The following is a 21,575-nucleotide window of genomic DNA, read 5'->3' as shown; positions in this document are numbered from 1 at the left end:
TCGGAGTGAACCGAGGGAGCGTGAGGGGGCGCGTTCACCCCGCGATCTGTCCTGCCGATCACCGCGCGCCTACCGTCGAACAGAGGGAACGCGCGCAGGGCGGGGAGGTACGACCATGGCGGGACGGGGCCCGCGGACGGGTGGCGGCCGCCGCACGCCGGACGACGCGGAAACCACCGCACCCGGCCACCGCGAAGATCCTTCCGACGACGCCCTCGTCCACATCCGCGACCTGGCCGGCCGCCCCCGCGGCACGGGATTCGTCGCCGACCACCACGGCACGGTGATCACCAGCCATGAGGCGGTCGACGGCCTGCCCCGGCTCGTCCTGCACGCCGCCGGGGACCGCACCTGCGTCGTGACCGCGGACGCGGTGACCCCGCTGCCCGCCCTGGACCTGGCCCTCGTACGCACCGAGGGCCTCGGCGTGGACCCGCTGCCCGTCACCGTGCGCGGCCGGGTCGAGACGGGCACGTACGTACGCGTCGTCGCCGGCTGCTGGCGGGAGGCGCGGGTGCTGGGCGAGACGCCGGTGACGTACACGGCCACGGACCGCTTCCATCTCCTGGACGACGTACTGGAGTTGGCGATCGGCACGGCAGGCCGGGACGCCCTGCGCCTGGGCGGCGGGGCAGCCGGGGCACCGGTGCTCGACGCGGCGACCGGCGCCGTCGTCGGCGTCGTCGGTACCGCGCTGCAGTCCGGCCACCGCGACACCGGGTTCGCCGTCCCTCTGCGCCGCTCCGAGGAGGGCCCGCTGTGCGGCTCCGGGGACGGCCCGCCGCATCGCCCCGAAGAAGGCCCGCTCGCCGACCTGCTCGCCCGTAACGCGGCGACGGTCCCGGCGTACGGCGCCGACCTCAACCTGGCCGGCGTGCTGGAGCTCACGGCCACCTCCGTGGGCTCGGACGGCCCGCCCGGCACCTTGGCGGGCTACGTCGGCCCACCCGGCGCGGCGGGCCTGGGACCGGTGGTCGAACCGGTCGAACGGGCCGCGACGGCAGCGGAGTTCGCGGCTTTCGCCGCAGGCCCGGCCGCTGTCCTCGGCCTCGTCGGCGCCCCCGGCAGCGGTCGTACGACGGAACTCGCGGCCCTCGCCGCCCGCCGCAACCGGGGCAGGCAGCCAGCGCCCACACTGTGGTTGCGCGGCGCCGACCTCCAGGACGACGACGGCTCCGTGGCGGACGCCGCCCGCCGGGCACTGACCCGCGCCGCCCGCATCGTGGCCGCCTCCGACCCCACCCTCCCCGCCGACCTCGGCGACATCACCCCCGAACGCCTGGCCCGTCTCGCCCACACCGCCGGTCACCCCCTGCTGCTCCTGCTCGACGGCCCCGAGGAGATGCCGCCTGTCCTCGCCCACCGCCTGGCCGACTGGACGACGGCGACGGCGAAGTGGCTGCGGGAGGCGGGGGCACGGCTGGTCGTGGGCTGCCGGGCGGAGTACTGGGAGCGGGCGGGGGCGGAGTTCCCCCGGGAGGTGCTGTACGACGGCCGGCACGCGGCCCGGGACCCCGACCGCGCCCTCCCGCCCTGCGTGCACCTCGGCGACCTGGGCGCCGACGAGTCCCGGCTCGCGCGCGAGCGCTACGGCATTCCCGACACCGTCCTCACCGGGCCCCACGCCCGCCACCCCCTCACGCTCCGCCTCCTCTCGGAGGTGCGCGCCGCCGTTCCCGACGCCCCGGACGCCCCGATCGACGGGGACGACGTCCTCGCCGCCCACCTCGACCTGATGTGCCTGCGCATCGCCGTCCGCCTCGCCGCCGCGAACGGACTGCGCGGGACCGCCGTACGGCGCCTCGCGGCGAAGGTCTCCGGGCAGGTCCACGAGGCGGCCCGGCGCAGCCTCGGCCCCGGCCAGGGCGAGCTGGACCGGCAGTCGTTCGAGGCGGTGTTCCCGTGGGGCACTGCCCCGAGGCGGCTCGGCGGCGGAACCGGCTGGGCGTCCGCCGTCCTCACCGAGGGCCTCCTCGTCCCCGCCGGAAGCGGCTACCGCTTCGCCCACGAGGAGCTCGCCGACTGGATCCAGGGCATGCACCTCGACCTGGACGAGGCCCTGCGCGTCCTGGTGCACAGCGCACCGAAGGACGCGCGCTCCCTCCCCGTGCCGCCCCACCGCATCGGCCCCGTCGTCCAGTCCCTGCTTCTCCTCGCCCGCCAGCACGGCACCCGCCTGCTCGCCGTCCGCCTGGAGGAGCTGAAGGTCGCCCTGGACGACAACCCGCACTCCTGGTGGGCGGCCCGGCTGCTCGCCGAGGTGCTGCGACGCGTGCCGGACGCGACGCCGTACATCGGCGTGCTGCGCCTGCTCATCGACTGGATCGTCGTCCGGCGACAGCAACAGCGGCCCGTACCGGGGGAGTTCGGCCCCGCCTTCTGGACCGCCCTCACCCTTCCCGAGGCCGGCCGCCTCGACCTCCTGCGCCGCCTGGTCGTCGCCGACGCCGCCCCGCACGACACCGGCCCGCCCCGTTACCTCGACGCCGTCGCAGCGCTCCTCGCCGCCGACCCCGGCGCCGTACAACCGCACCTCACCAGCTGGTTCGACGACGAGCGGCCGCTGCCCGCGACCCCGCACGCGACTGTGGCGACGGCCGCGCAGGCGCTGCTGCACACCCACCGGCACCGCGCCCTGGACGACCTGGCCGAGCTCCTCGTCGACTGCGCGCACCGACGCGCCGACGAACTCCTCGCAGTCCTCGCCGAGGACGAGCCGTCCGCCGTGTGCCGGGCCGTCGACCGGTGGGCGCACGACGCACGGCCGGCCCGGCGGGTGGCGGCGGTGGCGTACGGGCTGTGCGCCGCCCCGCACGTCCGCACCGAGGCCGACCGCGAGCTGCTGCGCTACGCGGCTCTCGACCTGCTCGCCCGCCCCGCCGACCGCACCCTGCACGGTGGTGCGCTCGCCCTGCTCGTACGTGATCCGCGCACCCGCGCCCGCCACCTCCCGCAGGCGCTGAAACACTTCGCGGCGGCCGATCCGCAGATCCCGCCGAGCGCGCTGGTCCCGGCCCTGACCAGCGACCCCGAGCCGGTCCTGGAGGCCTTCCGGGCGCGGCTGCGCAGGGCCGACGCCGATGAGGCGCTGCGCACCCTCGCGGACGTCACCACGCCCACCCTGGCCCGCCGGGTAGCGACCCTGGTGCACGAGGCGGCGGCAGCGAACACGGCCACAGCCGCCCAGGTGGCCGCGTACGTCGACCGCCGCCTCGACGAGGGCCCTGCCGCCCGGACCGTCCTCTTCCCGCTGGTCACCGGCCTCCTGGACGGCGGCGGCCCGGAGCAGGTGCGGGCCGAGCTGGCCGCCGTGCTCACCGCTCCCGGCACCCCGGCCTCCCGCCCCCTGCGCCGCGAACTGCGCGAGTTCCTCCTCACCCATGAACGGGACCCCGCCGTCCTGGAGGCCCTGTTGCGCGCCGCCGTCCGGCACGACGGCGACGACGGCGGCGATGGCGACGGCCTCCGGGACCTCGTCCACCGCACCGGTCTGCTCCTGGTCCGCACCCCGGACGGCGCGACCCGTTTCGACCGCGGTCTGGTCGACCTCGGCCGCCAGGCCCCCGGCTTCGCCGCACGCATGGCCGGCTGGCTGACCGACGCCCCGGCGGACTGGGCCGCGGTGGTCGGACCCAGCACCCGCCGGATGATCGAGAACCTGGCGGGGGTACGGGTACCGGCCTGATCCCGTGGCGTGAAGAGTGCGCCCCGTCACAGCCACCATGCCGATGCGGGGCGGGAGCACTCGGCATGGCACCCTTAGATCTGCACAGGAGGCAAGTAACGGACACGGGTTCGACAAGGAGCGGTCACAGTGCAGCGCTGGCGTGGCTTGGAGGACATCCCCGAGGACTGGGGGCGCAGCGTCGTCACCATCGGCTCCTACGACGGAGTCCACCGGGGCCACCAGCTGATCATCAGGCATGCCGTGGAGCGCGCCCGTGAGCTGGGCGTCCCGTCCGTCGTGGTCACCTTCGACCCGCACCCCAGTGAGGTCGTCCGCCCCGGCAGCCACCCGCCGCTGCTTGCCCCGCACCACCGCCGCGCCGAACTGATGGCGGAGCTGGGCGTGGACGCGGTGCTGATCCTGCCGTTCACGACGGAGTTCTCGAAGCTGTCGCCGGCCGACTTCGTCGTCAAGGTCCTGGTGGACAGGCTGCACGCCAAGGCGGTCGTCGAGGGCCCGAACTTCCGCTTCGGCCACAAGGCCGCGGGCAACGTGGAGTTCCTCACCGAGCAGGGCGAGGTCTACGACTTCGAGGTCGAGGTCGTCGACCTGTACGTGAGCGGTGCTGCGGGCGGCGGCGAGCCGTTCTCCTCCACGCTGACCCGGCGCCTGGTCGCCGTGGGCGACGTCGAGGGCGCCGCCGAGATCCTGGGCCGCCCGCACCGTGTGGAGGGCGTGGTCGTCCGCGGCGCCCAACGAGGCCGCGAGATGGGCTTCCCGACGGCGAACGTCGAGACACTGCCCCACACCGCGATCCCGGCCGACGGCGTCTACGCCGGCTGGCTGCACGCGAACGGCGAGGCAATGCCCGCCGCCATCTCAGTCGGCACGAACCCGCAGTTCGACGGCACGGAGCGCACGGTTGAGGCGTACGCCATCGACCGCGTCGGCCTGGATCTCTACGGCCTGCACGTCGCCGTCGACTTCCTGGCCTACGTCCGCGGCCAGGCGAAGTTCGACTCGCTGGAAGCCCTGCTCGAGCAGATCGCCGAGGACGTGAAGCGCTGCCGGGAGCTGGTGGAGGCGGCCGGGTAACGGTTCCTGTTCGTACGATGACGAAGGGCGGCCGGTGTCTTCAGGACACCGGCCGCCCTTCGCGTTCACTCGCCTACGGGGCTACTGCTGCGGAGGCTGAGGCTGAGGGGGCTGCGGGTAGCCCGGCTGCGGGTACGGCTGCCCCGGCTGCTGCGGGTAGGGCTGACCGGCCGGCGGGTAGGGCTGGGCAGGCGGCTCTCCCGGCTGTCCCGGCTGCCCGGGCTGAGCGTAGGGCTGTCCGGGCTGCGGGTACGGGTGGCCCGGCTGCTGTTGGGGGTAGGGCTGACCGGCGTACGGCTGGCCCGGCATCGGCGGGGCGGCCACCGGCGGCGGGTTGCCGTCGCTGGTCCACAGGCCGTGCATCTGCTGGTGCCGGACGAAGTCCTCGGCGACCATCGCCGCGAGGTTGAAGTACGACTCCCGCACCTTCGGCCGCATCATGTCGAGGTCGACCTCGGCGCCGGCGGCGAGATGCTCGTCGAACGGGACGACGACGACACCGCGGCAGCGCGTCTCGAAGTGGCTGACGATGTCCTCCACCTTGATCATCTTTCCGGTCTCACGAACACCCGAAATGACGGTGATGGACCGCGAGACGAGGTCGGCGTACCCGTGCGCGGACAGCCAGTCCAGCGTCGTACTGGCGCTGCTCGCACCGTCCACGGACGGCGTCGAGATGATGATGAGCTGGTCGGCGAGGTCCAGCACACCGCGCATGGCGCTGTACAGCAGACCGGTACCCGAGTCGGTGAGGATGACCGGGTACTGCTTGCCCAGCACGTCGATGGCGCGCCGGTAGTCCTCGTCGTTGAACGTCGTCGACACGGCCGGGTCGACGTCGTTGGCGATGATCTCCAGCCCGGACGGCGCCTGGGACGTGAACCGGCGGATGTCCATGTACGAGTTGAGGTACGGGATCGCCTGGACGAGGTCACGGATGGTGGCCCCGGTCTCCCGCCGGACGCGCCGCCCGAGGGTACCGGCGTCCGGGTTCGCGTCGATGGCGAGGATCTTGTCCTGGCGCTCGGTGGCGAGCGTGGAGCCCAGCGCGGTGGTCGTGGTGGTCTTGCCGACACCGCCCTTGAGGCTGATGACGGCGATCCGGTAGCACGACAGCACGGGCGTCCGGATGAGGTCGAGCTTCCGCTGCCGCTCGGCCTCCTCCTTCTTGCCACCGATCTTGAAGCGCCCGCCGGTCGCGGTCGGCCGCCCGCTCTTCGCCTTCTGCTTCTTGTTGTTGAGCAGCCGGTCCGACGACAGCTCCACGGCCGCGGTGTAACCGAGCGGCGCGGCACCGGGGTTGGTCATCTGCCGCTGGTCGTGCTGGATGGCCTGCGGCCAGGCGGCACCGGCACGGGGGTCTACGGGGGGCTGCTGGTGCTGTGGCGGCTGCGGCGGCTGCGGCTGCGGCGGCTGCGGCTGCGGCGGCTGCGGGGCCTGCGGATGTCCCTGCGGAGGCTGCGAGGGGTGCGGGGCGTGGGGTCCGTGTGGACCGTTGGGTGCGTGGGGTACCTGCGGGGCCGCGGGGGCTTGGTGTTCTTGCGGCGCCTGGGGTACCTGCGGTGCCTGTGCGGGCTGAGGCGACTGCGGGGTCTGCGGGGCTTGCGGGGCGAATCCGTACGCAGCCGCCGACGGGGCCTGCGTCTCCGCCTGCTGCGGCTGCCCATGCGGCGCGGGCGGCTGGGGGAACCCGTAACCGCCGGACTGTCCGGGGGCGGGGGCGCCGGAGTGCGGGAAGCCGTAGGCCCCGGGGGTGTTGGGGGGCGTGGGGGCGGGGGCGGTGCCCGGGTTCGGGAAGCCGTAGCCGCCTTGGGCGTCGGGGGTTGTGGGGGCAGGCGCAGGGGTGCCGGGGTGGGGGAAGCCGTAACCGGCGGAGGCGTTGGGCGCTGCGGGAGCCGCGGAGCCGCCAGGCTGCGGGAAGCCGTAGCCGCCCTGCGCATGGGGCGCCAGGGGAGCGGGGGCCTCGCTCGGCTGCCGCGCGGCCGGATCCGGGGTGGCGGGGGCGTACGGTGCGGGCGGGTTCCAGGCGGCGGGCGCGGGCTGGGGCGCCTGCGGCTGGAACGGCGGCTGGGCCGGCGCTTCCACCTGCTGAGGCTGGGGCTGCGCGGGCCACTGGGCCGCTGCGGCCGGGGCCGCGGGCTGGTACGACGGCGGCAGCGGCGGCAATCCGCCCTGCGGCGCCGGCGGGGGAGTCCAGGCAGGCGGAGCGTCCTGCGGGGCATCGGCCGGGTCCGGAACCGCGTCCTGAGGCTCGGCGGGGACGGCGTCCGCAGGCTCCGCGTCTGCGGGCACGCTGTCGGCAGGCTCGACGTCCGCGTCCACCACGTCTGCGTCAGTGGGTTCGGCGTCATCGGCACTGCCATCGGTATCGGCGTCGGTGCCGTCGTGTACGGCGTCTTCCGTGACGATGTCGATGGCGTCGGCGTCGGCGTCCGAGGACACAGCGTCCTCGTCCTCGGGGTCGGTGCCCGACCCCTCGATGTCGTCGGCCGAAGCCGCGGCGGGCTCAGCGTCCGAAGGCGCTATGGCTTCCTCGCCGGCACCCTCGACGGACGCGTCCTCGGTTTCCGGCGAGCCGGTCTCGGCCGAGTCCGCCACGTCCTGGGCGTCGGCCACGTCGGCAGCCTCCGTCTCTGCGTCTGCCTCTGTAACCGGGTCCGCCTCCGCAACCGGATACGTGTCCGCGGACGGCAAGGGAGCGTCGGTGGCGGAACTCTCGACCTCCGCTTCCTGCTCCTGAGTCTCAGTCTCGGCAGCCCGCTCCGCGATCTCCCGCTTCAGGGCGCCAGCGGAGAACCGCATGGTGGCGCCGCTCTCCAGATCCCCGTTCCCGGAGTCGCTGTCGTCGTCACCGGCAGCGGGGGCGACATGGGCAGTCGGAACCACGGGAGACGCGGGAGTTGCCGCCGGCGTGGCTGCCGCCCCCCACTGCGCCTGGAACCCGCCCACCGGAATGTTTGGCACAGCCGTCGGCGACGCAGCGTCCACTGAGGGAGCCGGAGGAGCCGGAGGAGCCGGAGGAGTCAAGGGAGTTGAGGGAGTTGAGGGAGCCGAAGGCTCGAACCCGCTCCCCACCGGCAGCCGGGGCACGGCAATCGGACTCCCCACAGGCGGCGCGGGCTGTGCGGGCGGTACGGCCGGCGCAGGCACCTGGGGCGGAGTGAACGGCGCCCCAGGAGTCGCCGTCGGGGGCGGCGTGAAGGGCGCCCCGGACGACGGCGTAGCGTGGGCGGGCGGCGTCAGTCCCGGAAGCGGCGCTCCCGAAGGCCCGGACGGAAACCCCGTGCCCACGGCCCGCCCGGCCCCCGCGCCACCACCAGCGGCAGGACCACTCCCACCACTGCCACCACCGGCATCACCACCGGAACCCGCGTCATCCCCAGCCCCCGAACTCCCCGCCGCGTTCTGCGTGTACCAGGCAGGCGGCGCGTAGTCGATGGTGAACTCGCCCGTCATCTCGATGTCGGACTCGACGTCGGGCTGGTCATCGCCGGGTGTGGCCCAGCCCCCGCGGATCCCGTCCCGATCGCTGCTCACAGTTCCTCCTGGTGTGGTCGAGCACCCTCATGCCGTGCCGGGGCGACCATTTCTTGTCGTCCGAAGTCGTTCGAGGTCGTCCGATCAACCGGCTCTCCCCCTGGGACGCCGACGCCCGGTCCACGGGTTCTGGCATCGCGCCCGGTCCCAGCCTAATCACCGCAAGCCCCACCTCGGCAGGCCCGTCCGCCCCTGAGCACCTGCCCACTGCGTCACAGCCTGCCCGGAAGTGCCGTACGCAGCCCGCGTATTGGTGAACAAACCGGATGACATTCGTGAAAAAGCAGGACAGAAGGTGAAGAGAGCTGATCGTTGCCGGGCCCTAACCGACGTGCCCTGTAAGAACGTTGACCGGCATAGTGGGGGCCGATCACGCCCGTCCCCGGCAGAGCAGAAAAGGACCCTTCCGCGTGAGCTTCGGCCCACCCCCTTCCGTCTTCACTCAATCCGCCCTGGCCGCCGACCGGACCGCCCGCAAGCGTCGGCGGACGAAACTGCTCGGCGCCCTGGCCGCCCTCGTGGTCGTCGGACTCTGTGCCGGTGGCTGGCTCCTGTCGTCCGCGGGGGACGACAGCGCGTCCGCCGACGGCAAGACGGCGCCCGTCGTCCAGAGCCCGGACGACATCAGGGAGACGATCGAGAAGGCCCCCGGTTCGCCCGAGGGGCAACTGGTCATCGAGCACAACGAGGAGAACCTCTCCAAGAGCACCGAGACCAACCCGCGCTACGCGCCCGGCACCTGGGCCACCGACAAGATCTTCGCCAGGGGCGTCGCCGACCGGATCGAGGGCTACCGGATCAAGCCCACGTACGACGAGACGGCCTGGACACTCAAACTGGGCGGCCACCTCTGCGCCACCAGCAGGCACGTCACCGCCGACGGCCGAACCGCCGTCGTCGTCCAGCCCCCGAAGGCCGAGGGCGCGGAGACCGAAGGCGTCTGCGACCAGGTGGTGTTCGTCGACCTGAACACCGGCAAGAAGCTGTGGCAGAAGAAGATGCCCTCGGCCCAGTTCGCGTACGTCACCAACACCAACCTCACCCTGACCAAGGGCGTCGTCGCCGTGGCCTGGGGGCGGGGCTCGGTGGCGTACGACATGAAGGACGGCAAGCAGCTCTGGAACAGCACGACCGTCTCCAAGTGCGAGGACAAGGGCTTCGCCGGCGGACGCGCGCTGCTCGCCCTGGTCAGCTGTGGTGAGGCGACGGACGCCACGTACAAGGTGCAGCGGCTCGAACCGCGCACGGGCAAGCCGCAGTGGACGTACAAGGTCGCGAGCGGTGTCCAGGCCGTCTACCTGCCCTCGTCCGACCCGCCCGTCCTCGCCGTCGCGGCCGGGGACAGCGCGGTGACCGACCTGATCTCGCTCGACGACCACGGCGAGCACCTCGCCACCATGTCCCTCAGCGGCTACGACGCCAAGTGCGGCGATCGGTACTACTCCTCGCCGTACTTCGGCGTGACGGAGAACTGCGACGGCATGGTCGTGGGGCGGAACCAGGCCTACGTCATGAGCAAGGAGAACATCGCCAACGACCAGCCGTCGGACTGGATCGTGGCCTTCGACCTCAAGACGGGCACCACGCAGGGCAAGTTCGACGGCCGTTGGATGCAGATGGTCCATCCGCTGAGGACGAGCGGCGACGAGCTCCTCATCTACCGCCGGGGCGCGGGCACCCTCGCGCCGGCGGCCGTGGTGAGCTGGAACCCGCGCACGGACAAGGAGACCCCTTACCTCTTCTTCCAGCTCCCGGACGACGACGAGTACGAGCTCAGCGATCCGGAACAGACGGACATCGTCTTCGAGAAGGGCCGGATCTTCTTCGGCGCGCGGGCACTGGTCCGCGACGACGACGCCCCCAAGGACCCGGTGCTGAGCGCCATCGGCGTGGGGAGCGCCGGCCTGAAGCACTGACGGCGGCACTTACGGCAACGCAAAAAGGGGCGGTACGCGCGCGTACCGCCCCTTTGTCATATCGTCGTCCCGCTCACTCCACGTCGAGCCCGCCGTTGTGCGGCGCCGGCTCCAGGTCGAACTCCCCGTCCCGCGCGCCGAGCACGAAGGCCCGCCACTCCGCCTCCGTGTACCGCAGCACGGTGTCAGGGTCGAGTGACGACCGCATGGCCACCGCGCCGGCGGGAAGGTAGGCGATCTCGACCCGCTCCTCGTGCTCCTCCGTACCGGGCGCGCTGTGCCACTCGACGTCCGAGATGTCGAGCGCGTAGAGCTCGTCCCGTTCACGCTCCTTGCGCGCCTTGACGTCCTCGCTCACTTCCTCCGCCATGGCGAAGCGACCCCTTCCCGACGTACGGATGATCCAGTCGTTCACCCTAGTGGCCGCCATGGTGCCGTCCGGGCGGTTCGGGGACCGTGGCCGAGGGGACCCTCGCCTGCTGGTACCCTGGACGACGGCCGTTTGTGTACGCGCCCCCGGAGCACCGCTCTGAAGGCCGCGCCCAGCGGATCCCCGCCTCCCGAGTTACGGAAGCTCCCCTGAGAAGTGGACCAGGGGCACTCGGTGGCTACTCACAGACTACGAGGAGTACGCGTGTCGCTCGACGCCGCTACGAAGAAGCAGATCATCACCGAGTTCGGTACCAAGGAGGGCGACACCGGCTCCCCCGAGGTCCAGGTCGCCATGCTGTCGCGCCGGATCTCGGACCTGACCGAGCACCTCAAGACCCACAAGCACGACCACCACTCCCGCCGGGGTCTGCTGATCCTGGTCGGTCAGCGCCGTCGCCTGCTGCAGTACCTGGCCAAGAAGGACATCCAGCGCTTCCGCGCGCTGGTCGACCGCCTCGGCATCCGCCGTGGTGCTGCGGGCGCCAAGTAAGACGTCGTGAAGGGAGCGGTTCCCGAAATGATCGGGACCGCTCCCTTTGCCGTACGTGCGGAAACGTGCGGAGTGTCACTGCCCCTTTGTAGTGTGGTAGCACAACGCAATACGTACGACACCGTGTGATAGGCCGTACCCGTACCGGGTATCGCGGCACCACGCACAACCGAACGAGGAGAAGCGCACCTCGCCGCCGCCGGTCCTCGGTAGTGGCCCCCGGGGGGAAGAGAGCCCCGGGTGCTTCGATCGAAGACCGGCCCGCACCAGACGGAGCGCTTCTCCGCCACCGTCCCCCCGCCACACGGGCGAGGAGGGACGAAGACGAGGAGAAAACGCTAGTGGAGAACGAGACCCACTACGCCGAGGCCGTCATCGACAATGGCGCCTTCGGCACCCGCACCATCCGCTTCGAGACGGGCCGCCTGGCCAAGCAGGCCGCCGGCTCCGCAGTGGCGTACCTGGACGACGACACCATGGTGCTGTCGGCCACCACCGCCTCCAAGAACCCCAAGGACCAGCTCGACTTCTTCCCCCTGACGGTGGACGTCGAGGAGCGGATGTACGCCGCCGGCAAGATCCCCGGCAGCTTCTTCCGCCGTGAGGGCCGGCCCTCCGAGGACGCCATCCTCACCTGCCGCCTCATCGACCGCCCGCTGCGCCCGTCCTTCAAGAAGGGCCTGCGCAACGAGATCCAGGTCGTCGCCACGATCATGGCGCTCAACCCCGACCACCTGTACGACGTCGTGGCGATCAACGCCGCGTCCGCGTCCACGCAGCTGGCCGGTCTGCCCTTCTCCGGCCCGGTCGGCGGCGTTCGCGTCGCGCTGATCAACGGCCAGTGGGTCGCGTTCCCGACGCACACCGAGCTCGAGGACGCCGTCTTCGACATGGTCGTCGCCGGTCGCGTCCTGGAGGACGGCGACGTCGCGATCATGATGGTCGAGGCCGAGGCCACCGAGAAGACCATCCAGCTGGTCAAGGGCGGCGCCGAGGCGCCGACCGAGGAGGTCGTCGCCGCCGGTCTGGAAGCCGCGAAGCCCTTCATCAAGGTGCTCTGCAAGGCCCAGGCCGACCTCGCCGCCAAGGCCGCCAAGCCGACCGCCGAGTTCCCGATCTTCCTGGACTACCAGGACGACGTCCTCGAGGCGCTGTCCGCCGCCGTCCGCCCGGAGCTGGCCTCCGCGCTGACCATCGCGGGCAAGCAGGACCGCGAGGCCGAGCTTGACCGCGTCAAGGCGCTCGCCGCCGAGAAGCTCCTCCCGGAGTTCGAGGGCCGCGAGAAGGAGATCTCCGCCGCGTACCGCTCGCTGACCAAGTCCCTGGTCCGTGAGCGCGTCATCAAGGAGAAGAAGCGCATCGACGGCCGCGGCGTCACGGACATCCGTACGCTCGCCGCCGAGGTCGAGGCCATCCCGCGCGTGCACGGCTCGGCGCTGTTCGAGCGTGGCGAGACCCAGATCCTGGGCGTCACCACCCTCAACATGCTCCGCATGGAGCAGCAGCTGGACACCCTTTCGCCGGTGACCCGCAAGCGCTACATGCACAACTACAACTTCCCGCCGTACTCCGTCGGCGAGACCGGCCGCGTCGGCTCCCCGAAGCGCCGCGAGATCGGCCACGGCGCCCTCGCCGAGCGCGCCATCGTGCCGGTCCTGCCGACGCGCGAGGAGTTCCCGTACGCGATCCGTCAGGTGTCCGAGGCCCTCGGCTCCAACGGCTCGACGTCCATGGGTTCGGTCTGCGCCTCCACCATGTCGCTGCTGAACGCCGGTGTGCCCCTGAAGGCCCCGGTCGCCGGTATCGCCATGGGTCTGATCTCCCAGGAGATCAACGGCGAGACGCACTACGTCGCCCTCACCGACATCCTCGGTGCGGAAGACGCCTTCGGCGACATGGACTTCAAGGTCGCCGGCACCAAGGAGTTCGTCACCGCTCTCCAGCTCGACACCAAGCTGGACGGCATCCCCGCCTCCGTCCTGGCCGCCGCGCTCAAGCAGGCCCGTGACGCCCGCCTCCACATCCTCGACGTGATGATGGAAGCGATCGACACGCCGGACGAGATGTCCCCGAACGCCCCGCGGATCATCACCGTCAAGATCCCCGTGGACAAGATCGGCGAGGTCATCGGCCCCAAGGGCAAGATGATCAACCAGATCCAGGAGGACACCGGCGCCGAGATCACGATCGAGGACGACGGCACCATCTACATCGGTGCCGCCGACGGCCCGGCCGCCGAGGCCGCCCGCGCCACGATCAACGGCATCGCGAACCCGACCATGCCGGAGGTCGGCGAGCGCTACCTGGGTACGGTCGTCAAGACCACCACCTTCGGTGCGTTCGTCTCGCTGCTCCCGGGCAAGGACGGTCTGCTGCACATCTCGCAGATCCGCAAGCTCGCCGGCGGCAAGCGCGTGGAGAACGTCGAGGACGTCGTCGGCGTGGGCCAGAAGGTCCAGGTCGAGATCGCCGAGATCGACTCCCGCGGCAAGCTCTCCCTGATCCCGGTCATCGAGGGCGAAGAGGCTGCATCTGACAGCGGCTCCGCCGCGGACGACAAGAAGGACGACACCGACAAGTGACGTCGAGTAGCTCCACGGCGACGGCCCGCACCTCTTCGGAGGCGCGGGCCGTCGCCCGTACCCAAACCCTCATCAAGGGCACCAACGGCATCGGCACGGTCCGCAAGACCACCCTCCCGGGCGGCCTGCGCATCGTCACCGAGACCCTGCCCTCGGTCCGTTCGGCGACCTTCGGCATCTGGGCACACGTCGGCTCCCGCGACGAGACCCCGGCCCTGAACGGCGCCACGCACTACCTGGAGCACCTGCTCTTCAAGGGCACGTCGCGCCGCAGCGCACTGGACATCTCCTCCGCCATCGACGCGGTCGGCGGCGAGATGAACGCGTTCACGGCCAAGGAGTACACGTGCTACTACGCGCGCGTGCTCGACACCGACCTGCCGCTCGCCATCGACGTCGTCTGCGACATGCTGACCGGCTCGCTCATCCGCGAAGAGGACGTCAACGTCGAGCGGGGCGCGATCCTCGAAGAGATCGCGATGACCGAGGACGACCCGGGCGACTGTGTGCACGACCTGTTCGCGCACACCATGTTCGGCGACAACCCCCTCGGCCGCCCGGTCCTGGGCACCGTCGACACGGTCAACGCCCTGACCGCCGACCGCATCCGCCGCTTCTACAAGAGGCACTACGACCCGACCCACCTGGTCGTGGCGGCCGCGGGCAACATCGACCACAACAAGGTCGTACGACAGGTCCGTGCCGCCTTCGAGAAGGCGGGCGCCTTCAAGAACCCCGACACCACGCCCATCGCCCCGCGCGACGGCCGGCGCACCATCCGCACCGCGGGCCGCGTCGAACTGCTCGGCCGTAAGACGGAGCAGGCACACGTCGTCCTCGGCATGCCCGGCCTGGCCCGCACCGACGACCGGCGCTGGGCCCTCGGCGTGCTGAACACCGCCCTCGGCGGCGGCATGTCCTCCCGCCTCTTCCAGGAGGTCCGCGAGAAGCGCGGCCTGGCCTACAGCGTGTACTCGTACACCTCGGGCTTCGCCGACTGCGGCCTCTTCAGCGTGTACGCGGGCTGCCGCCCGAGCCAGGTGCACGACGTGCTGAAGATCTGCCGCGACGAGCTCGACCACGTGGCCGAGCACGGCCTCTCCGATGACGAGATCGGCCGTGCCATAGGCCAGCTCCAGGGCTCCACCGTCCTCGGGCTCGAGGACACGGGCGCGCTGATGAACCGCATCGGCAAGAGCGAGCTCTGCTGGGGCGAGCAGATGTCCGTCGACGACATGCTGGCCCAGATAGCGGCGGTCACCCCGGACGAGGTCCGCGTGGTCGCCCGCGACATCCTGGGACAGCGCCCGTCGCTGTCGGTCATCGGCCCGCTGAAGGACAAGCAGGCCTCGCGGCTGCACGACGCCGTTGCCTAACCCCCTCCGGTAAGGAAGCAAGAGAGATGAGCAAGCTGCGCGTGGCGGTCCTCGGTGCCAAGGGCCGCATCGGGTCCGAGGCGGTACGGGCGGTCGAGGCCGCCGAGGACCTGGAGCTGGTCGCCGCCCTCGGCCGGGGCGACAAACTGGAGACGCTGGCGGAAACCGGTGCCCAGGTCGTGGTCGAACTGACCACCCCCGCCTCGGTGATGGACAACCTCGACTTCTGCGTCGGCCACGGCATCCACGCCGTCGTCGGTACGACCGGCTGGACGGACGACCGTCTCGCGCAGCTGAAGGGCCGGCTGGCCCAGTCCCCGGAGACCGGCGTGCTCATCGCGCCGAACTTCTCCATCGGCGCCGTCCTGACCATGAAGTTCGCGCAGATCGCCGCGCCCTACTTCGAGTCGGTCGAGGTCGTCGAACTGCACCACCCGAACAAGGTGGACGCCCCCAGCGGCACCGCCACCCGCACCGCCCAGCTCATCGCCGAGGCGCGGGCCAAGGCGGGCTCCGCCCCGGCGCCGGACGCCACCGTCACGGCGCTGGACGGCGCCCGCGGCGCGAACGTCGACGGCGTCCCGGTGCACGCGATCCGCCTGCGCGGCCTGCTGGCCCACCAGGAGGTCCTGCTGGGCGGCGAGGGCGAGACGTTGACCATCCGCCACGACTCCCTGCACCACAGCAGCTTCATGCCGGGCATCCTGCTCGGCGTGCGCCGTGTGGTGACCACTCCGGGCCTGACCTTCGGCCTGGAGCACTTCCTGGACCTGAACTGAGCCTCTGACAGTCATGCGCGCAAAGCTTTCCTACGCCGTCACGGCCGCCGTCCTGGTCTTCTACTTCGTCCTGGTCGGCAGCCGCGGCGTCATGCTCATCCAGTCCGGCACGCTCCTGACCGTCACCTTCGGTGTCGCGGTCCTGATCCTGCCGGTGATCGGCCTGTGGTTCCTGTGGAAGAACACCCAGTTCGTCCGCAGGGCCAACCAGCTCGCCGCCGAACTCGACGCCGAGGGCGGTCTGCCCGTCGACGAGCTGAAGCGGACCCCGGGCGGCCGCATCGACCGCGACTCGGCCGACGAGGTCTTCGCCAGGCGCAAGGCCGAGGCGGAGGAGGCCCCCGACGACTGGCGCAGCTGGTTCCGCCTCGCTGTCGCCTACCACGACGCTCGCGACACCCCGCGCGCCCGCAAGGCGATGCAACGCGCGATCGCGCTGCACAAATGACGGTTGCGGTGGTCCGCCCGAGACCACCGCAACCATGAACGCAGGTACCTCAGGCGCCCCGGCCGTACTCGTCGGCCCACACCTCGACACTGTCCGCGGCCCGGTCGAACGCCTCGGGACGCGCCAGGAAGTCCCCGTTGTGCGTGGTCAGCAACGGCGGCACGTCCTCCGCCGCACGATCGTTGCGCACGAGGGTCAGCGCCTGCCCCTGCACGGTCCGCGGCAGCCCGAGCCAGCGCACCGGCTGCTGCACCGTCCGCACGGCGACGACCCGCTTCCACGGCACCGTGCGCGTGGCGAGGAAGCCCACGTGGCGCAGCCCGCGCGCGCTCACCCACACGCCCATCCGCAGCAGCCGCAGCGAACCGGCGATGATGACGAGCGCCGTGCCGAAGACCACCGCGGCGGCGGACGGCGAGTCGGTCAGCGCGATGATGACCGCCGCGAACAGCACGTACGAGGCGAGCAGCAGGCACAGCGCCGCCACGCCCACGCGCCACGGGCCGGGCCGGTAGGGGCGCCGCCAGCGGTCGCGGTCGTCGTACGGCAGCGCGCTGTCGTCGGTCGCCTCGAAGGTGCGGTCGGCCGTCAGGAAGGGCAGGGGCACGGCTGGTCCTCACTCAATCCATGCATGGGCTGTGCCCGGTGAGGCTATCCGCCTGTCTGCCTGCTCACCACCCTTGGGGGGCCATGGGGGTGCTCCCACGCCCCTCTCCGGGCAGCGGGGAGAGTCAGCGCCCCTGGGACGCCTGTGACTGCTGTGTCTGTGTCGCGGAGTGGTCCTGCGACAGCGCGGGCATCCCGATGACCAGGGAACCCACGAGCCCGGCGACGATGGTGAGACCCAGCAGCCAACGCCCGGCCAGCTGGCCGACGGAGGCCCGCTCACCGGGCGGGGGAGTGACATTGCTGCGGAACCTGTCGGCTTCGGCGAGGAAGGCGAACGGGACGGGTTCACGCCGACGGAACATAGGTGGTGCTTCTCCTCTCGAGGACGTTCGGGGATCGAACGAATCACTGTCACCAACACAGACGAGCGAGTGCCCCGAATGGTGCCAGGTTTCGCCGAATTAGCGGAAGTTCACCGAAGATGTCGCGGCCCGGCACCGAACGCCCCGATGTCAGTGCCGGGCCGTAGAGTGGGCGCCGCCCGAGAGAAGTGATGGAAGGACCCGCCGAGCCGTGACCGACACCCCCGCCGACGAACTCAAGCCCAGCTTCCGCAGTGATGTCACCGTCGAGCTGGTCAAGCACAGCGCGGCCGACTCCGACGTCCTGTGGGCCGCCCGCGTCTCCACCGCCGGCGAGCAGTCCCTGGACGAGCTGCAAAAGGACCCGGAGCGCTCCAAGGGCCTGATCAACTACCTGATGCGGGACCGGCACGGCAGCCCCTTCGAGCACAACTCGATGACGTTCTTCATCACCGCCCCGATCTTCGTCTTCCGCGAGTTCATGCGACACCGCGTGGGCTGGTCGTACAACGAGGAATCGGGCCGCTACAGGGAGCTCCAGCCGGTCTTCTACGTCCCCGACGAGTCCCGCAAGCTCGTCCAGGAGGGCCGCCCGGGCAAGTACGTCTTCGTGGAGGGCACCCAGGCCCAGCAGGAGCTGGTCGGCCGCGTCATGGAGGACTCCTACCGGGAGTCGTACGAGGCGTACCAGGAGATGCTCGCCGCAGGCGTCGCCCGCGAGGTCGCCCGCGCGGTTCTCCCCGTCGGCCTGTTCTCCTCGATGTACGCCACCTGCAACGCGCGCTCGCTGATGCACTTCCTCGGCCTGCGCACCCAGCACGAGCTGGCCAAGGTCCCGTCCTTCCCGCAGCGGGAGATCGAGATGGTCGGCGAGAAGATGGAGGCCGAGTGGGCCGGCCTCATGCCGCTCACGTACGCCGCCTTCAATGCGAACGGCCGTGTGGCCCCGTAAACGAAGCCCTGTTCTCCAGCCGAGCACACGTGTACGGGTCAGCCGCGCGAGGTGTCCGTATTGCGGCATTTAGAGAAGTTCATCTAGCCTGATCAAACGGACCCGGCACTGCTTGAACCCCCGAGCAGGCAGTGCCGGGTTCCACATTTGTCATGACTTTCCCCGCACCCCAAGGGCAGACCACGCATTGAGCAGCGAGTAGCGTGTTACCCATGGCTCCGACCTCCACTCCGCAGACCCCCTTCGGGCGGGTCCTCACCGCCATGGTCACGCCCTTCACGGCGGACGGCGCACTCGACCTCGACGGCGCACAGCGGCTCGCCACCCACCTGGTGGACGCAGGCAACGACGGCCTGATCATCAACGGCACCACCGGCGAGTCGCCCACCACGAGCGACGCGGAGAAATCGGACCTCGTACGAGCCGTACTGGACGCGGTCGGCGACCGCGCCCACGTCGTGGCCGGCGTCGGCACCAACGACACCCACCACAGCATCGAGCTGGCCCGCGCCGCCGAGAAGACCGGCGCGCACGGCCTCCTGGTCGTCACCCCGTACTACAACAAGCCCCCGCAGGAGGGCCTGTACCGGCACTTCAAGGCCGTCGCCGACGCCGCCGAGCTGCCGGTCATGCTCTACGACATCCCCGGCCGCAGCGGCGTCCCGATCAACACCGAGACTCTGGTCCGGCTGGCGGAGCACCCGCGGATCGTCGCCAACAAGGACGCCAAGGGCGACCTCGGCCGCGCCAGCTGGGCCATCGCGCAGTCGGGCCTCGCCTGGTACTCCGGCGACGACATGCTGAACCTGCCCCTCCTGTCGGTGGGCGCGGTCGGCTTCGTCTCGGTCGTCGGCCACGTGGTGACGCCGGAGCTGCGCGCCCTGGTCGAGGCGTTCACCGCGGGCGACGTCCAGAAGGCCACGGAGATCCACCAGAAGCTGCTCCCGGTCTACACCGGCATGTTCCGCACCCAGGGCGTCATGACCACGAAAGCCGCGCTCGCCCTCCAGGGCCTGCCCGCCGGACCGCTGCGCCCGCCGATGGTCGAGCTCACCCCGCACGAGATCGACCAGCTCAAGATCGATCTTGCCGCAGGCGGGGTACAGCTCTGACAACAGACTTTGCACCACCAGGCTTCACAACTGAATAAGCGGGCTACCGGTGCCTGCGCCCAACCATGACAACTGCTTCTGCACGAACGTCACGCGCGCCACGTGCCCTACCGGTACGTGGCGCGTGTGGTGAGGAGAGTCTTTTGAGTCATCCGCATCCTGAACTCGGTACGCCCCCGCCGCTCCCCGAAGGCGGCCTGCGGGTCACCCCCCTCGGCGGTCTCGGCGAGATCGGCCGCAACATGACGGTCTTCGAGTACGGCGGCCGCCTGCTGATCGTCGACTGCGGAGTGCTCTTCCCCGAGGAGGAGCAGCCCGGAATCGACCTGATCCTGCCCGACTTCTCGTCGATCCGGCACCGTCTCGACGACATCGAGGGCATCGTCCTCACCCATGGCCACGAGGACCACATCGGCGGTGTCCCGTTCCTCCTCAGGGAGAAGCCGGACATCCCCCTGATCGGCTCCAAGCTGACCCTCGCCCTGATCGAGGCGAAGCTCCAGGAGCACCGCATCCGCCCGTACACCCTGGAGGTGGCGGAGGGGAACCGCGAACGTATCGGCCCCTTCGACTGCGAGTTCGTCGCGGTCAACCACTCCATCCCGGACGCGCTGGCGGTCGCCATCCGGACCCCCGCCGGCATGGTGGTCCACACGGGCGACTTCAAGATGGACCAGCTCCCGCTGGACAACCGTCTGACGGATCTCCACGCCTTCGCCCGTCTGAGCGAGGAAGGCATCGACCTCCTCCTCGCCGACTCGACGAACGCGGAGGTTCCGGGCTTCGTCCCGCCCGAGCGTGACATCTCCAACGTCCTGCGCCAGGTCTTCGCGAACGCCGGCAAGCGGATCATCGTGGCGAGCTTCGCCAGCCACGTCCACCGCATCCAGCAGATCCTGGACGCGGCGCACGAGTACGGCCGCCGGGTCGCCTTCGTCGGCCGCTCCATGGTCCGCAACATGGGCATTGCACGGGACCTCGGCTACCTGAAGGTCCCGCCGGGTCTGGTCGTGGATGTGAAGACGCTCGACGACCTCCCGGACCACGAGGTGGTCCTCGTCTGTACGGGCTCGCAGGGCGAACCGATGGCGGCCCTGTCCCGCATGGCCAACCGGGACCACCAGATCCGCATCGTCGACGGCGACACGGTGATCCTGGCGTCGTCCCTGATCCCCGGCAACGAGAACGCGGTCTACCGCGTGATCAACGGCCTGACCCGCTGGGGCGCGAACGTCGTCCACAAGGGCAACGCCAAGGTGCACGTCTCGGGCCACGCGTCCGCGGGCGAGCTCCTGTACTTCTACAACATCTGCCGTCCGAAGAACCTGATGCCGGTGCACGGCGAATGGCGCCACCTGCGTGCCAACGCCGAGCTCGGCGCCCTCACCGGCGTTCCGCACGACCGCATCGTCATCGCCGAGGACGGCGTCGCCGTCGACCTCATCGCCGGTAAGGCGAAGATCTCCGGAAAGGTCCAGGCGGGCTATGTGTACGTCGACGGCCTCTCGGTCGGTGACGTCGGCGAGCCGGCCCTCAAGGACCGCAAGATCCTCGGCGACGAGGGCATCATCTCGGTCTTCGTGGTCGTCGACGCCTCGACCGGCAAGATCACCGGCGGCCCGCACCTCCAGGCCCGCGGTTCGGGCATCGAGGACGCGGCCTTCGGCGCCGTCATCCCGAAGATCACCGAGGTGCTCGAACGCTCGGCCCAGGACGGGGTGGTGGAGCCGCACCAGCTCCAGCAACTCATCCGCAGGACCCTGGGCAAGTGGGTCTCGGACACGTACCGACGCAGGCCGATGATCCTCCCGGTCGTGGTGGAGGTCTGACACGTGTACGACCCCTCGTACGCGTGAACCTGGAGCGGGGCGCCTCGATTTGCATCGGGGCGCCCCGCTCCAGTACGTTTACGGCTCCGCCTGAACGGGAACCCGGTTGCTTCGTGCACCGGAACCAGTCCCCGAGCGGGGCGGGAATTCCGACTCAGAATCTCTGATAAAGTCGGAGCCGCCGGAAAGGGAAACGCGAGAGCGGGAACCTGGAAAGCACCGAGGAAATCGGATCGGAAAGATCTGATAGAGTCGGAAACGCAAAACCGAAGGGAAGCGCCCGGAGGAAAGCCGCGAGAGAGTCTCTCGGGTGAGTACAAAGGAAGCGTCCGTTCCTTGAGAACTCAACAGCGTGCCAAAAATCAACGCCAGATATGTTGATACCCCGT

Annotated in this window: 15 protein-coding genes and 1 pseudogene; 11 read left to right on the top strand and 5 right to left on the bottom strand. The window is 70.7% G+C overall.

Features of this window, described 5'->3' with window-relative positions; translation table 11 throughout:
• The first annotated feature begins 115 nt into the window (after positions 1-115).
• Both ACFY16_RS27945 and ACFY16_RS27940 read left to right on the top strand, forming a co-directional pair.
• A complete protein-coding gene (locus ACFY16_RS27945; protein WP_390649950.1) occupies positions 116-3,685 on the top strand; it encodes a trypsin-like peptidase domain-containing protein in 3,570 nt (1,189 codons plus the stop codon).
• A 129-nt stretch (positions 3,686-3,814) separates the two neighbouring features.
• Positions 3,815-4,762, top strand: a complete 948-nt coding sequence (locus ACFY16_RS27940) for a bifunctional riboflavin kinase/FAD synthetase (RefSeq protein ID WP_390649949.1) — start codon at positions 3,815-3,817, stop codon at positions 4,760-4,762.
• Between the two features lie 81 nt (positions 4,763-4,843).
• Here the strand turns inward: ACFY16_RS27940 and ACFY16_RS27935 are convergent, their stop codons facing one another.
• Entirely contained in the window at positions 4,844-7,648 is a 2,805-nt protein-coding gene (locus ACFY16_RS27935; RefSeq protein ID WP_390650114.1) for an AAA family ATPase, read from the bottom strand.
• A gap of 570 nt (positions 7,649-8,218) precedes the next feature.
• Positions 8,219-8,299, bottom strand: a pseudogene (locus ACFY16_RS27930) (SCO5717 family growth-regulating ATPase); the annotation flags it as partial.
• Between the two features lie 410 nt (positions 8,300-8,709).
• On the opposite strand from ACFY16_RS27930, the gene ACFY16_RS27925 reads away from it, so the two are divergent.
• Positions 8,710-10,215, top strand: coding sequence for a PQQ-binding-like beta-propeller repeat protein (locus ACFY16_RS27925; RefSeq protein WP_390649948.1), 1,506 nt, complete (start codon positions 8,710-8,712; stop codon positions 10,213-10,215).
• 73 nt (positions 10,216-10,288) lie between these two features.
• On the opposite strand, the gene ACFY16_RS27920 is transcribed toward ACFY16_RS27925, so the two are convergent.
• A complete protein-coding gene (locus ACFY16_RS27920; RefSeq protein ID WP_390649947.1) occupies positions 10,289-10,585 on the bottom strand; it encodes a DUF397 domain-containing protein in 297 nt (98 codons plus the stop codon).
• A 264-nt stretch (positions 10,586-10,849) separates the two neighbouring features.
• On the opposite strand from ACFY16_RS27920, the gene rpsO reads away from it, so the two are divergent.
• The 5 genes from rpsO to ACFY16_RS27895 all read left to right on the top strand — a co-directional run bounded on the left by rpsO (position 10,850) and on the right by ACFY16_RS27895 (position 16,322).
• A complete protein-coding gene (gene rpsO, locus ACFY16_RS27915; protein WP_005479656.1) occupies positions 10,850-11,137 on the top strand; it encodes a 30S ribosomal protein S15 in 288 nt (95 codons plus the stop codon).
• Between the two features lie 341 nt (positions 11,138-11,478).
• Positions 11,479-13,719, top strand: coding sequence for a polyribonucleotide nucleotidyltransferase (locus ACFY16_RS27910; RefSeq protein WP_390649946.1), 2,241 nt, complete (start codon positions 11,479-11,481; stop codon positions 13,717-13,719).
• Positions 13,716-15,095 carry a M16 family metallopeptidase gene (locus tag ACFY16_RS27905; RefSeq protein WP_390649945.1) on the top strand — a complete coding sequence of 460 codons (1,380 nt, stop codon included), beginning with the start codon at positions 13,716-13,718 and terminating at the stop codon, positions 15,093-15,095. Before ACFY16_RS27910 ends, ACFY16_RS27905 begins: the two co-directional genes overlap by 4 nt.
• Positions 15,096-15,121: 26 nt before the next feature.
• Positions 15,122-15,874, top strand: a complete 753-nt coding sequence (gene dapB, locus ACFY16_RS27900; RefSeq protein ID WP_390649944.1) for a 4-hydroxy-tetrahydrodipicolinate reductase — start codon at positions 15,122-15,124, stop codon at positions 15,872-15,874.
• A 13-nt stretch (positions 15,875-15,887) separates the two neighbouring features.
• Complete coding sequence (locus ACFY16_RS27895; protein WP_390649943.1) at positions 15,888-16,322, top strand: hypothetical protein; 435 nt, start codon at positions 15,888-15,890, stop codon at positions 16,320-16,322.
• Between the two features lie 49 nt (positions 16,323-16,371).
• Here ACFY16_RS27895 and ACFY16_RS27890 read toward each other — a convergent pair whose 3' ends face one another.
• A complete protein-coding gene (locus ACFY16_RS27890; RefSeq protein WP_390649942.1) occupies positions 16,372-16,929 on the bottom strand; it encodes a hypothetical protein in 558 nt (185 codons plus the stop codon).
• A gap of 124 nt (positions 16,930-17,053) precedes the next feature.
• Positions 17,054-17,293, bottom strand: a complete 240-nt coding sequence (locus ACFY16_RS27885) for a hypothetical protein (RefSeq protein ID WP_390649941.1) — start codon at positions 17,291-17,293, stop codon at positions 17,054-17,056.
• 211 nt (positions 17,294-17,504) lie between these two features.
• Here ACFY16_RS27885 and thyX point away from each other — a divergent pair, with 211 nt between their 5' ends.
• The 3 genes from thyX (at position 17,505) to ACFY16_RS27870 (ending at position 21,186) form a co-directional block, all read left to right on the top strand.
• The gene (gene thyX, locus ACFY16_RS27880) at positions 17,505-18,245 is read left to right on the top strand and encodes an FAD-dependent thymidylate synthase (protein ID WP_390649940.1); all 741 of its coding nucleotides are present in this window, start codon (positions 17,505-17,507) and stop codon (positions 18,243-18,245) included.
• Between the two features lie 212 nt (positions 18,246-18,457).
• A complete protein-coding gene (gene dapA / locus ACFY16_RS27875) occupies positions 18,458-19,357 on the top strand; it encodes a 4-hydroxy-tetrahydrodipicolinate synthase (RefSeq protein ID WP_390649939.1) in 900 nt (299 codons plus the stop codon).
• Between the two features lie 143 nt (positions 19,358-19,500).
• On the top strand, positions 19,501-21,186 hold the full coding sequence (locus ACFY16_RS27870) for a ribonuclease J (RefSeq protein ID WP_390649938.1): 1,686 nt from the start codon (positions 19,501-19,503) through the stop codon (positions 21,184-21,186).
• Positions 21,187-21,575 lie beyond the last annotated feature (389 nt).

The sequence above is a fragment of the Streptomyces sp. NPDC001315 genome (assembly GCF_042896175.1).
In the GTDB taxonomy this organism is placed as follows: Bacteria; Actinomycetota; Actinomycetes; order Streptomycetales; family Streptomycetaceae; genus Streptomyces.
This window is presented reverse-complemented; position numbering and strand designations above follow the sequence as displayed.

Coding starts and splice junctions, on each gene's coding strand:
- ACFY16_RS27945 (WP_390649950.1), top strand. CDS start 116: ATGGCGGGACGGGGCCCGCGGACGGGTGGCGGCCGCCGCACGCCGGAC.
- ACFY16_RS27895 (WP_390649943.1), top strand. CDS start 15,888: ATGCGCGCAAAGCTTTCCTACGCCGTCACGGCCGCCGTCCTGGTCTTC.
- dapA (WP_390649939.1), top strand. CDS start 18,458: ATGGCTCCGACCTCCACTCCGCAGACCCCCTTCGGGCGGGTCCTCACC.
- ACFY16_RS27920 (WP_390649947.1), bottom strand. CDS start 10,585: ATGGCGGAGGAAGTGAGCGAGGACGTCAAGGCGCGCAAGGAGCGTGAA.
- ACFY16_RS27885 (WP_390649941.1), bottom strand. CDS start 17,293: ATGTTCCGTCGGCGTGAACCCGTCCCGTTCGCCTTCCTCGCCGAAGCC.
- dapB (WP_390649944.1), top strand. CDS start 15,122: ATGAGCAAGCTGCGCGTGGCGGTCCTCGGTGCCAAGGGCCGCATCGGG.